The sequence below is a fragment of the Lentibacillus sp. genome, assembly GCF_035301675.1.
Taxonomy (GTDB): Bacteria; Bacillota; Bacilli; order Bacillales; family Amphibacillaceae; genus Lentibacillus.
The window spans coordinates 1-16,528 of the sequence record NZ_DATGTT010000108.1 but is presented as its reverse complement, the minus strand read 5'-3'; the positions used below and the strand labels follow the sequence as shown (position 1 = coordinate 16,528).

At 44.8% G+C, this 16,528-nt stretch carries 15 protein-coding genes; 11 read left to right on the top strand and 4 right to left on the bottom strand.

From position 1 onward, the window contains the following. Nucleotides 1-623: 623 nt before the first annotated feature. On the bottom strand, nucleotides 624-803 hold the full coding sequence (locus VK097_RS14820; RefSeq protein ID WP_324212574.1) for an SE1832 family protein: 180 nt from the start codon (nucleotides 801-803) through the stop codon (nucleotides 624-626). 320 nt (nucleotides 804-1,123) lie between these two features. Continuing rightward, entirely contained in the window at nucleotides 1,124-2,206 is a 1,083-nt protein-coding gene (locus tag VK097_RS14815) for an AI-2E family transporter (RefSeq protein WP_324212573.1), read from the bottom strand. A 183-nt stretch (nucleotides 2,207-2,389) separates the two neighbouring features. On the opposite strand from VK097_RS14815, the gene VK097_RS14810 reads away from it, so the two are divergent. From VK097_RS14810 to VK097_RS14785, 6 genes are all read left to right on the top strand, one after another. Further along, nucleotides 2,390-4,126, top strand: coding sequence for a phospho-sugar mutase (locus VK097_RS14810; protein WP_324212572.1), 1,737 nt, complete (start codon nucleotides 2,390-2,392; stop codon nucleotides 4,124-4,126). A gap of 319 nt (nucleotides 4,127-4,445) precedes the next feature. Continuing rightward, complete coding sequence (locus tag VK097_RS14805) at nucleotides 4,446-5,228, top strand: TerC family protein (protein ID WP_324212571.1); 783 nt, start codon at nucleotides 4,446-4,448, stop codon at nucleotides 5,226-5,228. Nucleotides 5,229-5,279: 51 nt separating this feature from the next. Continuing rightward, on the top strand, nucleotides 5,280-5,639 hold the full coding sequence (locus tag VK097_RS14800; protein WP_324212570.1) for a DUF488 domain-containing protein: 360 nt from the start codon (nucleotides 5,280-5,282) through the stop codon (nucleotides 5,637-5,639). A gap of 210 nt (nucleotides 5,640-5,849) precedes the next feature. Then, nucleotides 5,850-7,010 (top strand): chromate efflux transporter, encoded by a 1,161-nt coding sequence (chrA, locus tag VK097_RS14795; RefSeq protein ID WP_324212576.1) that lies wholly within the window; start codon nucleotides 5,850-5,852, stop codon nucleotides 7,008-7,010. Between the two features lie 9 nt (nucleotides 7,011-7,019). Continuing rightward, nucleotides 7,020-7,460, top strand: a complete 441-nt coding sequence (locus VK097_RS14790; RefSeq protein WP_324212569.1) for an OsmC family protein — start codon at nucleotides 7,020-7,022, stop codon at nucleotides 7,458-7,460. Between the two features lie 191 nt (nucleotides 7,461-7,651). Beyond that, on the top strand, nucleotides 7,652-9,046 hold the full coding sequence (locus VK097_RS14785) for an L-cystine transporter (protein ID WP_324212568.1): 1,395 nt from the start codon (nucleotides 7,652-7,654) through the stop codon (nucleotides 9,044-9,046). Between the two features lie 181 nt (nucleotides 9,047-9,227). Here the strand turns inward: VK097_RS14785 and VK097_RS14780 are convergent, their stop codons facing one another. Continuing rightward, nucleotides 9,228-11,021 (bottom strand): DNA ligase D, encoded by a 1,794-nt coding sequence (locus tag VK097_RS14780; RefSeq protein ID WP_324212575.1) that lies wholly within the window; start codon nucleotides 11,019-11,021, stop codon nucleotides 9,228-9,230. A gap of 97 nt (nucleotides 11,022-11,118) precedes the next feature. On the opposite strand from VK097_RS14780, the gene ku reads away from it, so the two are divergent. The 3 genes from ku (at nucleotide 11,119) to VK097_RS14765 (ending at nucleotide 13,969) form a co-directional block, all read left to right on the top strand. After that, the gene (gene ku, locus VK097_RS14775) at nucleotides 11,119-11,961 is read left to right on the top strand and encodes a non-homologous end joining protein Ku (protein ID WP_324212567.1); all 843 of its coding nucleotides are present in this window, start codon (nucleotides 11,119-11,121) and stop codon (nucleotides 11,959-11,961) included. Between the two features lie 126 nt (nucleotides 11,962-12,087). Next, nucleotides 12,088-13,107 carry an acyltransferase family protein gene (locus tag VK097_RS14770; RefSeq protein ID WP_324212566.1) on the top strand — a complete coding sequence of 340 codons (1,020 nt, stop codon included), beginning with the start codon at nucleotides 12,088-12,090 and terminating at the stop codon, nucleotides 13,105-13,107. A 34-nt stretch (nucleotides 13,108-13,141) separates the two neighbouring features. Further along, complete coding sequence (locus tag VK097_RS14765; RefSeq protein WP_324212565.1) at nucleotides 13,142-13,969, top strand: sugar nucleotide-binding protein; 828 nt, start codon at nucleotides 13,142-13,144, stop codon at nucleotides 13,967-13,969. A 90-nt stretch (nucleotides 13,970-14,059) separates the two neighbouring features. Here VK097_RS14765 and VK097_RS14760 read toward each other — a convergent pair whose 3' ends face one another. After that, entirely contained in the window at nucleotides 14,060-15,409 is a 1,350-nt protein-coding gene (locus VK097_RS14760; RefSeq protein ID WP_324212564.1) for a YjiH family protein, read from the bottom strand. Between the two features lie 351 nt (nucleotides 15,410-15,760). On the opposite strand from VK097_RS14760, the gene VK097_RS14755 reads away from it, so the two are divergent. Both VK097_RS14755 and VK097_RS14750 read left to right on the top strand, forming a co-directional pair. Further along, complete coding sequence (locus VK097_RS14755; protein WP_324212563.1) at nucleotides 15,761-16,075, top strand: phasin family protein; 315 nt, start codon at nucleotides 15,761-15,763, stop codon at nucleotides 16,073-16,075. Between the two features lie 130 nt (nucleotides 16,076-16,205). After that, the gene (locus VK097_RS14750; RefSeq protein ID WP_324212562.1) at nucleotides 16,206-16,346 is read left to right on the top strand and encodes a hypothetical protein; all 141 of its coding nucleotides are present in this window, start codon (nucleotides 16,206-16,208) and stop codon (nucleotides 16,344-16,346) included. The last annotated feature ends 182 nt before the right edge of the window (nucleotides 16,347-16,528 follow it).

Sequence of the window (16,528 nt, the reverse complement as noted above, 5' to 3'; positions counted from 1 at the left end):
CGGAACCTGGTGATACGGTTGTCAGCTTGACGCCGCCGGTTAAGGAAAAGAAAAAAATCCAGCGACGACTGGAGAACCAGCGGAACAATAATGGTAATGGAAAAAGTAAATCATGAGCAAGAAGGGCTGCCCGGGTTGGGCTGCCCTTTTTAGTGGCGGCTTAAGCCTTGCCGAGCAGAGTTCCTCCTGAGGGATAAAACTTCAGCCCGAGAAGGAAAACTTCTGCTCGAGAGACAGAACTTCAGCCCGAAAAGGAAACCTTCTGCTCGAGAGACAGAACTTCAGCCCGAGAAGGAAAACTTCTGCTCGAGAGACAGAACTTCAGCTCGAGAAGGGAAACTTCAGCTCGAAAAGTAGAACTTCAGCCCGAGAAGGAAAACTTCTGCTCGAAAAGTAGATCTTCAGCCCGAGAAGAAAAACTTCTGCTCGAAAGGTAGAACTTCAGCCCGAAAAGAAAACATCTTCCCGAAATCAGGAACATGGGCGTGTGCGGCGGGAAATGGGCGGGAAGCCGCGAAAATGTTCCCGAGTTTCATAACATGGACGCGAAACTCAAAACATCGGTTCAAGCGCTTCCTCGCACCAATAAAAACGGGCACCCATTACAGGTACCCCGGTCAATCTTATTCCAACTCATCCAATTTTTTGTTCAGTTCGGCGAGGCGCTCTTCAATCTCAATCATTTTTCTCTCGCCGGTCGATGTATTAACACCAAATGAGGTAGCTTTTTCCACGTCTCCCTGGATCCGCACATAATCCGACTTCAGTTCTGCCATTTCCGCTTCGATTTGCGCTTTTGTCATAAATATCACTCCCACCTGACAGTTTAGCTAATTCCCCTTTACAAAACAAGAGAATACGTTAAGATGAGGATTACTAAATTGGGCTGTATGACAGATATGAAAAACGAAGGGGGGATTCCGAATGCACATCCGCTTCGTAACACCCAGAGGTACAAATTTTGCTGTTTATACACAGATAAATCAAACGCTGCTTCAAACAATATTTACAAACAAATCGGCTATTATGAAGTGGGGGCATCCGTTGTATATGAAATTCATGGTAAAAAGTAGCGGCCCACCTCATCGAACGCTGTTTTTACCGGGGACAGACCGCTGCTATATCATATCAATGCATCTTCCCCATCCTTTTGCGCCTTTTGATAGGTCTGATAAAAGTGACTGATAATCGTTTTGACCACTGCGTATAATGGGATGGCGAACAGCATACCGAGCAAACCTCCGATACTTCCGGCGGCAAGCACAACGGTGATGACGGTTAATGGATGAAGGTGCAGCGCTTTGCCCATTACATTCGGTGATACCAGGTTGCCTTCAATCTGCTGGGCAACAATCATAACGATGGCCACCCATACTGGCATGAGCGGATCCTGAAAAAAACCTACGATAATGGCCGGCGTAACCGCCAGATATGGGCCGATAAACGGGATGACACAGATAATCATACCGAAGATTGCCAGTGTCAGGGCGTATTTCAAGCCGATAATCGAATAGCCGGCATACAGGAGGACACCGATACATAGGGCGACAAGCAGCTGCCCCTGAATGTAGGAAGTCAGGGCTTCATCAATTTTATAAAGCAGCGTACTGATATTGTCAGCTTTCTTTTTTTCAAGAAACTGCGTGATGAACGGGACAAACTTTTCACCGTCTTTCAACATGAAAAACAGGAAGAACGGAATCAGCACCAGGGCAAAAATAATACTGATAAACTCACCGATAAATCCAAAAATGAAGGACATGGTTGACTCGATATAGGACTGCAGGTTTGAAGTGATGTTATTGATCGTTTCATTCACTTCGGGCGGGATGGAATTTTGGTTGTCCTGCCAATAGTCGATAAGGTCTTCCACAGCTGAAATCCACCCTGGTATATTGTTGATCAGAGTTGAAAATTGATTTTGCAGAATCGGAAAAATGTATCTGGCGACAATGAACAAGGCAACGATTAACAGGACAAATACGCCTGTGATTGCCAATATCCGATGCAGCCTTAATTTTTCCAGTAAATGCATCAAGGGCCGTGTTATGTAAAATAGCAAGCCCGCGCCGATGATTGGAAATGCAACAGCGCCAACGTATTGAAAAATTGGATCAAAAATAAAGTCTGCTGCCTTTACGAGCAAAATCAGCAGAAAAACAAGAATAAGCACAATCAGCGTCTGGAACCAGCGTTTTTGCATCAATTGTCATCACAACTTTCCTGTGTAAGTTCACTTAAATCTATTTTAACCGCTCCTGATTTTAATAGAAAGGTATTTTTATATTTTTACCTGAGTGACATACGTGTAAACATGGAAAATAGAATACAGGCCAAAAGTATGATAGAATGCCTGTTAAAGATTGTTGTCGAGAAGGGTGAGGACGTAATGAGTCACTGGAAAAATGTTTATGAGAAATGGCGTTCATTTGAGCAGCTTGATCCGGATCTGAAGCAGGAACTGGACATGATGGCTGATGACCAAAAGAAATTGGAGGATGCATTTTATACCGAATTGACCTTTGGAACCGGGGGAATGCGCGGTGAGCTCGGTCCGGGGATTAACCGGATGAACATTTATACTGTCAAGAAGGCTGTTAATGGGCTTGCCAATTATTTGACGGATCAATCCGGGGATGTGCGTGATCGTGGCATTGCTGTTGCTTATGATTCCAGATACATGTCACAGGAATTTGCAATTGAAACGGCAAAAGTGCTTGGGGCACATGGAATTAAGGCGTATGTGTTTGATACGCTCCATCCGACGCCGCTGCTCTCATTTGCTGTGCGGTATTTGGGAGCGGCTGCCGGGGCCATGATAACGGCGAGCCATAACCCGCCGGAATACAACGGTTTTAAAGTATACAATGAAGATGGCGGACAGATTACACCTGAGGAAGCAAGTGACATCATTGGTTATATCCAGGAGACAGAAGATGAATTGACCGTGCCGTATCTTGAAAAATGCGAACTGGAAGAACAGGAATTGCTTAACTGGATCGGCCGGGAAATTGATAATGCCTATTTGGAGAAGCTGGCGGGAATTTCCAAGCTGGATACCGAAGAACAACAGCACGATAAAAATTTGCAGATTGTCTTTACACCGCTGCATGGGACAGCCCATGACCTGGTGCTGAAAGGGTTGGACCAGCTGAAATTTCATCAGGTTGATGTGGTGGAAAAGCAGGCTGTGGCAGATCCGGAATTTTCAACCGTGGAATCACCAAATCCGGAAGAGCATCAGGCCTTTACAATGGCCATTGAACTGGGCAAACAGGGAAAAGCGGATATATTAATCGGGACAGATCCAGATGCTGACCGGCTTGGTGTAGCCGTCCGGGATTCATCTGGGGAGTACACAGTGTTGAGCGGAAATCAGCTTGGCGCATTAATACTGGATTATATCCTGAAAGTTAGCGATTCTGCTTTGCCGAAAAATGCCCGGATGATAAAAACAATCGTCACCTCTGAACTCGGGCGGAAAATTGCAGATAATTATGACGTTGAGACAATCGATACACTGACAGGATTTAAATATATAGGGGAGAAAATCCGGCAATTTGAATCAACCGGCGAGACATTCATGTTCGGTTATGAAGAAAGTTATGGCTATTTGATCAGTGATTTTACACGGGATAAAGATGCTGTCCAGGCGGCTGTTTTTGCCTGTGAAATGGCTTATTTTTGGAAGAAACGGGGCAAGACACTTTTCGATGCGCTGCACGACCTTTATGAAAAATATGGCTATTATCTCGAAGACATGTCATCACTGACGTTAAAAGGAAAAGAGGGCGCAGAAAAAATAGCCTCAATTATGGAGACAATCCGGAAAGAACCATTAACAGAGATTGGAGGCCTGCAGGTCAAGTACGTTGAGGATTACCTGGCAGGTGAACGGACTGCAATCGGCACGAATCAGACAGAACCGATCGAACTGCCAAAGGAAAATGTCGTGAAATACATCCTGGAAAATGACAGCTGGATTTGCCTGCGCCCGTCAGGAACCGAACCGAAAATCAAATGTTATTTCGGCGTGTGCGGAACGAACGCACAGGAAAGCCAACAGCGCCTTGCCAGCCTGAAAAATGATATGGAAGACGTCATCAGTAACGTTCATAACGTTTAAATCAATTTGGTGCCTTAAATAAAAAAAGAAGCTGGGGCAAGACTAAAACGATCAATTCTGAAAGATAAACATTGCACTCTTCATCATTCAGTGTTGACTTTTTACGGTATAAGCGGTTTAATGGATATAGAAACTAACGGAAAATGGAATATTCCTGAAGGGGAGTAGCTGCACAATTAACGTCGTCATTTCGAGATGGGCAATCTCCGGCTTAATTGGCAACAATAGTTGTTAGCGAGACCTTTACCACTGACGGTAAGGGTCTTTTTTTGGTCCTTGCCTGCTGGTGGGGGCCATTTTTCATGAAGGAGAGATTGCAGTGGAAGCTCAACTGTTGGTTGAATATTTGTGGGTGCTTGTTGTACTGATCGGTCTGGAGGGTCTCTTGGCTGCCGATAATGCGCTGGTGCTCGCTATCATGGTGAAACACCTTCCGGAAGAAAAGCGTAAGAAAGCACTCTTTTACGGACTGGCCGGTGCGTTTATATTGCGGTTCGGTTCGCTGTTCATCATTTCGTTTCTCGTCGATGTCTGGCAGGTACAAGCCCTTGGCGCACTCTACTTGTTAGGCATATCGGGTAAAAATTTATATGAAAAATTCACAAATAAAAAAGATAACGAGAAAGGGGAAGAAAAAGCAGAAAAGGCCGGCAGCGGTTTCTGGATGACGGTTGTGAAAGTGGAGTTTGCCGATCTGGCTTTTGCGGTTGACTCCATTTTGGCAGCCGTTGCCCTTGCCGTGGCCTTGCCGGAGACAGCATTGCCTGAAGTCGGCAGCCTTGATGGCGCTCAATTTGCCGTCGTCTTTGCCGGCGGGATGATCGGTCTGATTATTATGCGGTTTGCGGCAAACATTTTTGTGGAACTGTTAAACAAGCGCCCCGGATTGGAAATAGCGGCATTTGTCATTGTCGGCTGGGTAGGTGTGAAACTTTCACTGATCGTGCTGGCACATGAGGAGGTCGGCCTTATTCCGCATGCTTTCCCACATTCAACAGTGTGGAAGATAATATTTTATGCCGTCCTTGTGATCATTGCCGTAACCGGCTGGTTTGCATCAGACAAGATTACTGAAAACACACCGCAGCATGACAACTCGTAATGTACACCAAGTTATCTTTGAGCCGGAATTGTTTTGAAGGAGTGATAATCGATGCCGGTAAATTTGAAACGAATTTATGATGAAGCAGATCAAACGGATGGTGTTCGTGTGCTGGTCGATCGGGTATGGCCGCGCGGCTTGTCAAAGGAAGACGCACAACTCAATCATTGGTTTAAGGAAATCGGACCCTCCAATGATTTGCGCAAATGGTTCGGTCATGACCCTGATAAATATGAAGAATTCAAGCAAAAATACAAGCAGGAGCTTGAAGAGGGCGACCAGCAGGAAGCATTGCAGAAACTAAAAGATTTGACCAAAGAACACGATAAAAATCTGACATTGTTATTTTCAGCAAAAGATAAGGAACATAACCAGGCTAGAGTGTTGAAGGAAATATTGGACAGGCAATAACGGAGAAGAAATCCCCGCTGCATAGGAGGCAAGCGGGGATTTCTAATTGTTGTTTAGCTGTCGGCGGAGAAAACTGGCGCGCTTTAAACTGTGAACTTTATCATTTTAAATGTTAAGTTTCTGTAAATTTTATCGGCTTCCGGATCGATATATGTTATTTTATCATGGAGAAGCAGAGGAGGTTTCGAAGTGACACGAAAGCGTTCATTGATGGAAATATTCGGGGCATCGCTTAAGCTGGGACTGACCTCATTCGGCGGTCCGGTTGCCCATCTCAGTTATTTTAAGGATGAATATATCGATAAACGGAAATGGCTTGATGACAGGACATATGCAGATATCATCGCATTATGCCAGTTTCTGCCCGGACCGGCAAGCAGCCAGGTTGGCATTTCCGTCGGCATGCTGCGAGGCGGATTATTGGGCGGTCTCATTTCCTGGTTTGGTTTTACAGTGCCGTCTGTTATTGTGCTCGTTTTATTTGCACTTTTGTATCAGTCATTTGCTTTAGGGGATGCGGCATGGATTGCTAGCCTGAAAATTGTAGCTGTTGCTGTCGTTGCGCATGCTGTTATCGGACTCGGTAAAAAGTTGACACCTGATAAGCCGCGGATTGCAGTGGCACTGGCTGCTGCAGCGATCATGCTGTTTTTCCCATCTGCCATGGTGCAAATCGGGATAATTATCGGTGCTGCGGTTCTCGGCTATTTCGTATTCTCCGGTCAGGGGGGATCAAACATCCAGCCATTTTCAGTATCAATCAGCAAAAAACAGGGAATTGCCTCTCTGTTGATTTTAGCTGTCCTGCTGATGGGCCTTCCTATCGTTTCACAGGCTGTTTCAAATACATATATCACGATATTCGATATTTTCTTTCGTGTCGGTTCGATTGTGTTCGGCGGGGGGCATGTCGTGCTGCCATTATTGGAGCAGGAAGTTGTACCGAATGGCATGCTGACTGGCGGTGAGTTTTTGGCAGGATATGGAATGGCGCAGGCCGTACCAGGACCTTTATTTACCTTTTCCAGTTATCTGGGGACGATGATCAGCGGGATTACCGGGGCGATCATTGCAACCATCGCCATTTTTCTCCCGTCGTTTCTATTGGTTGTCGGGGCACTCCCTTTTCTGAGTGAACTGCGCCAGCGCTCAAGCTTTCAGGGAGTTTTGACAGGAGTGAATGCGAGTGTTGTCGGTATCTTGCTGGCAGCATTGTATGATCCGGTATTTACAAGTTCGGTCGCAGGTGGCTCCGATTTTGCCCTGGCAGCAGTTCTGTTCGGACTCTTGCATTTCTGGAAGACACCTGCATGGAAGGTTGTGATTATTGGTGTTATTCTTGGTACTGGTATGAATTATATTTTTAACTGAGGTGATCAAGTGACGCAGCACCATTTTCATTTAAAAGCAGACTGGCCGGGCGGCAGAAACAATGCCGGTTCAATCGATGCCGGTAATCTAAAGACGAAAATTTCAATTCCGCCTGAGATGGACGGGCCTGGTGTGGGAACAAACCCTGATGAAATGCTGCTCGGTGCAGCGGCAACATGTTATTTGATTACGTTGGCCGCGATGATTGAACGGGCAGACCTGCCATTGAAGGAGATGTCACTCGACTCTGAAGGGATTGTCGATGTAACAAATGGCGTCTTCACATATGAAAAAATCATTCACAAACCATACGTCGCATTAAAGGCCGATGCAGAAGAAAAGCACTATAAAATGCTGCAGAAACTGATTGAAAAAGCCGAATCAGGCTGTATGATTTCCCGTGCCATCAAAGGAAATGTGGCGTTGGAACTGAAACCGGATATCGAGTGAGCCTGGGGAGATCCTCAGGCTTTTTTAGTGATGAGACATCGTGTCAGACATTATCCCAGATTTTTACATTTGGGGGATGGTCGAAAAGAAAAATAAGTTGACACACTTAAACATGTCCTAGTATATTATTAAAGTATACTAACTTTATCGGAATAATTATATATTATTCTGTAATAGCGGGGGGAAGGAACATGGATACACTCTATATTGTTTTGAATGTTACAGTTCTTGCAGCATTGATTGGACTTTTAATCCGCATGCAGCTGAAACATAATTCGTTCAGCAAGCGTGTGTTTACCGGACTAGGCCTTGGCATCATCCTTGGCGCTGTATTGCAGGCAATCTATGGTACAGGATCAGAAGTTATGACCCGGACAACCGCATGGTATGACATTGTGGGCAGCGGGTATATCCAATTATTGATGATGATTGTCGTGCCGCTTGTCATGGTGTCCATCATCCAGTCGATTATCAATCTGGAAAAATCATCTGACCTCGGGAAGATGTCCGGCTGGATTATTGGATTTCTAGTATCAACCGCTATGGTAGCGGCACTTATCGGTATTGGCAGTGCAGCGTTATTTAATTTGGATGCAAGTGAAATTGAAGCGGGGCAGGCTGAACAGGAGCGTGGTTCAGCAATGGAGTCACAGCTCGGTGATGTAGAGGGAATGACGATCCCTGAGCAGATCCTGAGTTTTATTCCGTCAAATATATTTCAGGATATGACACAGGACCGTCCTACATCGGTTATTGCGATTGTCATCTTTTCAATGATCGTCGGTATTGCTGTTTTGGGTCTGCGCCGGAAAAAACCGGATGAAGCAGCATTATTCACAAAAGGTGTCAACGCCATATTCGCAGTAGTGATGCGTATCGTGACACTGGTTCTGCGCTTGACGCCATTCGGCATTCTGGCACTGATGGCAACAACAGTTGCAACAACAGATGTTGCCGGGATTATGGAACTCGGCAAATTCGTGATTGCATCCTACGCAGCTCTGATTGCCATGTTCATTATCCACCTTGTGCTGGTTGGCGTGTTTGGCTTGAATCCGGTGACTTATTTGAAAAAGGTTTTGCCGGTATTAAGTTTTGCATTCACTTCACGCTCAAGTGCCGGAACGATCCCGTTGAATATTCAGGCACAACGGAATTCGCTTGGTGTTGATCAGGGAATCGCGAACATGTCAGCATCATTTGGTGCTACCATCGGGCAAAATGGCTGTGCAGGCATTTATCCCGCGATGCTTGCTGTCATGATTGCACCTTCAGTTGGAATAAATCCGCTCACACCGGAATTCATTATTCAGCTTGTCCTGATTATTGGCATCAGCTCGTTTGGTGTAGCAGGTGTTGGCGGCGGCGCAACGTTTGCAGCACTGATCGTGCTCTCATCAATGGGGCTGCCGGTTGCGTTGGCCGGTCTATTGATTTCGATTGAAGCCTTGATCGACATGGGCCGTACCGCATTAAATGTCAACGACGCAATGCTTACAGGCACGCTGACATCACGCGTCATGAAAAAACTAAACCTGAAAACGTACAATGATAAAACAGCAATTGAGCAGGAAACAGCCGTTTAATGAATTATTGTGAAGCCGCTCCTGGATGAGCGGCTTCTTTGTTTGGTGTTTTGCGCCGAGATGCGGAGGCGCAAAACACCCAAACGTGCGAGAGCGCCACCCAAACGTGCGAGAGCGCCACCCAAACTCTCACAATAGCCGCATCCTCCAATCAGCCGGTTTTCGGCCTCCGCGAAAATCTTCAATCTCGAATCATCGCCAGTACATCATCCAACACTTGATTTTCACCCGCCGTAAAATAGTCTGCAAACGGGCAGCCAATCTCTTGCACGCGCTCTGCCACATTATCGATCCTGAACATATCGGGACGCAAATCATCATTAACTTCATTCCAGAACAATGGGGTGGCAACTGCAGCATCATTCCGCTTCCGTGGGGAGTAAGGCGCGACAATCGTTTTACCTTCTCCATGCTGCAAGTAATCAATATATAGCCGATCGCCGCGCTTATTTTTAAACCGCTCTGTCGTAAATATATCAGGGTTACTCTTTTCTAGTGTCCAGGCGATCGCCTGAGTGAACACCCCCGTCTCTTCATACGTCATGCTGTCGGCAGGGAGGGGGATATGTACTTGCAGCCCTTTTCCGCCGGACGTTTTGACAAACGATACGAGGTGAAGATCATCCAGTATTTGTTTCAGCAGCCCCGCGGCTTTCACTGCAAGCAAAAACTGCTCTCTTCCGGGCGGATCAAGATCAAAGACGATCTCAAGTGGATTTTCATTATGAACCGTCTGAAATGGGATATGGTATTCGATTGTTCCGTGATTGGCAAACCAGATGAGCGAATCCAGATCATTGCAGATAAAAAGCATTTCATTATCACGTTCAACGCCTTTGATAAAATCCGGTGCATAGTCCGGCAAATGCTTCTGAAAAAATGATTCATCATTCACGCCATCCGGGGAACGGATGATTGTGAGCAGGCGCTCGCATAGGAACGGAAGCATATACGGTGCAATTTCCCGCATATAAACAAGAAGATCGCCTTTCGTCAGTCCCGGTGACGGCCAAAATAGTTTATCGGTGTTAGATGCTTCAACAGTCTCAGGCAGCATACCCAAATCAAGCTGCAATTGTTCCTGCGTGCAGTCGGCGGCTGACTTATCCGGGGCAAGCCGTTTGAATTCAGGTTCACGCAGCTCACCCTTCAGCAAATCCAGTGTACGTATTTCAGCACAAATGGCGGGCGGCAGTCGCCATCCGTACTTCTCCTCAGCCCCCTTAGACAAAAATAACTCTCTTAGCGTCGCAAATGCCTCTTCCTCAAGGCCATGTTTGCATTTGCCAATTTCCATGACATCATCATTCCGGTAAACACAAACGGTAAAGTAATCATTTTTCGGATTGTAAAATGTCAGAAACCCTTCAATCGTTCGCCAATTTTTGATCTTGAACCAATCATGATGTTTTTTGTCCGGCTGATACCGGCTTTTTTTGCGCTTGGCAACCATCCCTTCCGCTTTATGTGCAAACACTTCCTTCCAAAGCGCGTTTGCATTTTCTGTATAGCCAACATAATGAAGACACGCTCCCAGTTTATCCTCATGACCAAAAATATCCAACAGTTTCTTCTTCCGCTGGTCATATGGCTGATCGGCAAACGGAGCACCCTCGCACATAAGCAAATCAAACGCCATGAAACTGGCTGGCCGTGCAGCAACAGCTTCCCTAATGCCATCACTCTTTTTCAGGCGGCCGCGCTTTTGAATCAACGAAAAATTCGCCTGATAGCTGTTATTTAAAACAACTAGTTCCCCGTCGATTTTAAGCGGCAAATAGTCCTTGACCCGTGATTGCTGAGCCTTACACCCTTCAATAATCTCAGGGAAATTCGCACTTAATTCAACATCATTGCGGCTGATTAACCGGATTGATTCAGTATTCCACTCCAGCACACAGCGGAAGCCATCGTATTTCACTTCATAAATCCAATTTCCGCTGTCAGGAATCCCGCTGCTTGCAATCGGCTTCATTAATTTCACGTCAATCACCTCTCCCCATAAATTCCCCCGCACAACTGGATAAATTCATGCTCTGGAAGCCAAACTATACGAAAAAGGAGGCTTTTTTATGCACACGATGTGGAAAGGTACGATCAGCTTCGGGCTTGTAAATATTCCGGTGAAAATGCACGCCGCAACCGAAAACAAAGATGTGAAATTGCGGAATCTTCATAAGGAGTGCCAGACTCCGGTCAAATATCAGAAAGTGTGCCCGAACTGCGACCGGGAAGTGGAAAATGACGAGATTGTTAAAGCGTATGAATATGCCAAAAATAAATTTGTCGTGCTTGATGATGAGGAATTGGAGAATTTAAAAAAGGAGCAGGCGGATAAAGCGGTTGAAATAATGGATTTTGTCAGTTTGGACGAGATTGATCCAATTTATTTTGAGAAAAGCTATTATCTCTCACCGAATGAAGGTGGAGCAAAATCATACGGCCTTCTCAGGTCAGCTCTGGAAGATACCGGAAAAATAGGTATTGCCAAAATGATGATCCGCTCAAAAGAGCAGCTCGCCGTCATCCGGATTTATGAGAATACACTCGTTGTCGAAACAATTCATTATCCGGATGAAGTGCGGGATGTCAAAGATGTGCCGAATGTTCCAGCAAAAACCGACAATGCTGAAAAAGAGCTCGAAACAGCAAAAATGCTTATCGATCAAATGTCAGCGGAATTCGACCCGGAAAAATATAAGGACGAATACCGGACAGCCTTAATGGAACTGATCGAAGCGAAGAAAGAAGGGGATGAGGTGACAACAACAACCGAAAAACCACAGCCGGATAATGTCACCAATTTGATGGATGCGCTTCAGGAATCCCTTAATCGAGCCCAGAAAGATAAAAATCCAAAAACAAAAGAGAAAACAGCTTCCTCACCTAAGGAAAAGAAGAAAGTGGCAAAATAATGTCATTCTTTTCATTCCATTTACGTTTCAATAACAAATGCCGTTTACCTAACGTAACTCGGCTTCATATGGGGTATAGTGTTATAGGAAGACGGATGGAATTTAAACGTAAAGGGATGAAAGAACGTGGAACGGAATGCTTATTTTGATAATGCTAAATTGATTTTGATATTTTTGGTCGTGTTTGGTCACGTTATTCAGCCTTTTGTGGATGGATCCCAAGGTGTAAATACGCTTTACCTCTGGATTTATACGTTCCATATGCCTGCTTTTATTTTCCTGGCAGGTTTTTTTGCAAAAGGTGCCGGGAATATGAGTTATATCACGAAATTAGCTAAAAAGTTATTGATACCATATTTGATTTTCCAGATTATCTATACAGGTTACTATTTTCTGATCGGCAAAGACGGCTGGCAGCTGGAGATGTTTTACCCCCACTGGGCACTGTGGTTTTTGTTCAGTTTATTCAGCTGGCACATGCTGCTGATTCTGTTCAAAAAAATGCCGGCTGCGATGGGGCTGTCCATCTCGGTTGGCATCGGGCTGATAGTCGGCTATTTTGGCGAAGTCGGTCATATGTTCAGCTTATCGCGCACTTTCGTCTTTTTCCCATTTTTCCTTATGGGTTACTGGGTGACGCAGACACAGATTAAGTGGCTGAAACAGATTCAGCTGCGGGTGGCCGCTTTGGTTGTGATGGCTGTTGTAGCGGGAGCGATTTACGTTGCCCCGGACTTTAATACCGGCTGGCTGCTTGCATCCAAATCATACAGCACTTTAGGCTTGCCTGAATATGGCATTATAGCAAGGCTGTTTGTTTATATAACATCTGCGCTCATGGCAGCCAGTGTGTTAGCCTGGATGCCTGAAAAACGCAGCAAACTGACCGTTTTGGGAACGCGTACACTTTATGTCTATTTATTGCATGGGTTTTTTGTCCAGTTTTTCCGGGAAGCCGATTGGTTTGCTGTCAATCATGTGATCGATTTGATCGGCCTTGCTGTCATGTCGGCGCTGATTGTGCTCGCCTTATCCAGCAGACCCGTACAGGGCATCTGGCAGCCGGCAATTGAAGGTAGACTGTCAATTTTGAAAAACAAATACAGACAACAACGACAGCAATATGGTGAGGACATGAGTGCATAAACTGGCAATCTCTTAAAAAGGGAAGGTGAAACCAATGAAAGTATGTGTATTTGGCGCAAGTGGCTATTTAGGTGCATCGGTTTATCAATTATTGAAAGAAACACCGCACACAGATGTTGTAGGAACGTATCTGAAAGAACCGGCTGCATTTGATGATTTGTATAAGGTGGATGTCAACGATCCCGAGTCCTTTTCGGAATTCTATAAGGAGACACAACCGGATGTCGTCGTTTGGTCAGTCATGAGCGGCCCGGATGAGGATGAACTGATTCAGGAAGGGCTGCGGCATCTGATCACCCATATCACTCCGCAAACAAAACTCGTCTATGTATCTTCAGATTTTGTTTTTGCAGATGGGTATGGACCATACACTGAAGATGATTCGACGTCAAAACTTCCGGGTGAACATGTGTTAAGCACCTATGCAAATGCTAAAGTTAAAGCGGAAAATTTCATTACGCAAGATTTAAGCAATTACGTTATTTTGCGTGTCGGTCCAATATATGGGGAGAATAAAATCGGCAAAATCGATGAACAAACCGATCAATTAGCCTCTCAATTACAACTGGGCAAAACGGAAGCGTTTCGTGATGATCTCATCCGGACATTTGTCCATGTCGAGGACCTGGCCAAGGTCATGACAGAGTTTGTCCAAAATGATGTTACCGGAATCTACCATGCTGGTCCGGATAAAAGTCACAGCTTTTATGAATTCATGCAGCAAATGGCCGAGCAGACCGGATATCATCAGGAACTTGTGGAAAAAGCCCCGGAAGACGAAGAAGTTGATAAGGAAGTTCCGAAAAATATCGCATTAAACACAGAAAAAATTAGCCAAGTGGTGAAACAAACATTCCGTTAAATGCGTATGATAAATGACCCCCTTATAGTTATATGCAGTAGAAAAACACCCCACCACCTTTTTAGTGGACGGGGTGTTTTTCTATTTTACTTAAAATATCATATGTGCAAAAAGTGTAATAATCGGCAATGTTATAATGGTTCGCAGCAAAAAGATAACAAATAACTCTATTAGTGACACCGGGACTTTAGAGCCGAGCAAAAGCCCGCCGACTTCTGACATATAGATCAGCTGGGTGACGGATACTGCTGCAATAATAAACCGGGTGATTTCAGCCTCAATCGATGCCCCGATCACGGCCGGCAGAAACATATCAGCAAATCCGATTAACACCGTTTCGGACGCTGCCTCCGCATATGGCACCTGCATTAATTCCAAAAGCGGAATGAACGGCATTCCGAGCCAGCCAAACAATGGTGTGAATTCGGCAATAATCAGGGCAATCAGACCAAATGCCATGACAATTGGCGCAACACCCATCCACATATCAAGAATGTTTTGACCGCCTTCTTTAAAAAACTTAAAGACGCTTGTCTCTTTTCCTGCTCTGTCCAACGCTTTTCTATAGCCGTATGTGAAAACATTATCTCCTTCAGGGATGTCCTCGTCTATACCGCCAGCCGACTCACTAATGTACGTGTCGGCTTTTCGGGATAATGGCGGGATCCGCGGCATAATCAGTGCTGCGATAAACCCTGCGAAAATAACTGTCAGATAAAAGGGTACAAACATATGACCAAGGCCGACTTCACTGACAACGACAAGCGTGAATGTAATCGAAACGACGGAGAATGTTGTCCCGATTACCGCAGCTTCCCGCTTGGTGTAGTAGCCTTCTTCATACTGTTTACTTGTCAGCAGTACTCCGATAGTGCCGTCGCCGATCCATGATGCGAGCGAATCAATCGATGACCGGCCAGGCAGCTTGAACAATGGGCGCATGATTTTGGTCATCAGCGTGCCGAACAGTTCGAGCAGCCCGTAATTCATCAATAAGGGCAAAAATAATCCGGCAAATAAAAAAACAGCAAACAAAACATGTAATAAATCACCCAATAAAAGCTGTCCTGTGTTGGCGCCATGGACAGCCTCAGGCCCAAGCCTGAAAAGTACCATGACAGCAAAGATTGCTGCTGCCACACGTGTTACTGTCCAAAAAGTGCTTTTGTAAAACAGCTCATGAAAAAAAGGCGTTCCGGAAAATGCATCTGGCCCCTTCATTTTGGCGATGACCGTCAAAACTGCTGTCAGAACAATGATAATCATCATAATCGCAGAAAGCTGTCCTGAAAGTGCAGTCTGCACCCAGCCGGCTAACACAGCAATCGGAATGGTCAAGCCATCACCAGCGCTGACCGGCGTCATGAATAGGAATATTCCCAAAAGTGACGGGATAATGAACTTTAGATGGTCACTTGTGTTATACGAGTTATGATTCATGATATATTTTCCCCCTCCCAAACCTCTTAATCTTCATTATATCGGAAGTAATGGCGACTGACTACATAAAATAAGACTTGCTTCATTTTTATGCAGTTATCAACTTTTTATTAATCATGTTCATATTTGAATCTGCAGCTGAATATATCTAACAGAGCATGTCCAATGCGTTTAACTCAATCATGATAAGGGAAATGTATGATATGATGATAGTATTGGGTGTTTGCAAAAGTTAAACCGAATGTGGGACCATTGAGACAACATAATATATTAGCTTGCGTTTGATCTGGATTTTGGTTATGTTGAATAAAATGCTTACGTTATCAAATAAAAAGTAAAGGAGTGCTGATCATGAGCGACTTTCTTAAAAAAGGATTTCTTCTGGGGCTTGGTGCAGCCGTTACCGGTAAGGAAAAATTGGATAAACGATTGAATGAAATGGTAGAAAAAAATGAACTGACACAGGAACAGGCGAGAACGGTCATGCGCAATTTTATGGATAAAGGCGAAATGAAAACAGATGAGTGGAACACCAAACAGTATGAACAAACACAGAAAATGGCCAAAGATCTCGGCATTGCAACAAGAGAAGATATAAATGAACTGCGTGCCCGGATTTCCGATCTGGAAAGTCAGTTGGAAGAGCAAAAACAGCAGGAACAGTAAAAAATATGTCGAAGTTTGTCGATTATCTGTATATTTTGTAAATTTGAACTTTAAGTATTGATTCCATGGGAGATTAGCAGTACAATAATGGTGACAGCAGCGCAGTTTATTGAGGGGGGCTCTCAGTGTTATGGAAAGCTTTTTGCAGGTAAGAGAAAGTACGGAAAAGCAGCTGGGCAGGGAACTTTATGAACGTGAGCTTGTCTTTCTGCAATGGGTTTATAAGCGCTACACGGAAGAAAACGAACAGCAGGTAAACATCAGTCTGTGACCTGTAACAATATGGGAGTGAAAAAGTCTTGGAACCGCCAAGGCTTTTTGTATGGTCAAAAATGAGTCCGTGTTATACTAGGCGATGTAAGTTATAAAAATAATCCGCGGGCCAAGTTTTTACCATAGGCTGTTTTCTAATAGAGTGTTGTTTTTGACACAAAATCCATAAATTGTGACGTA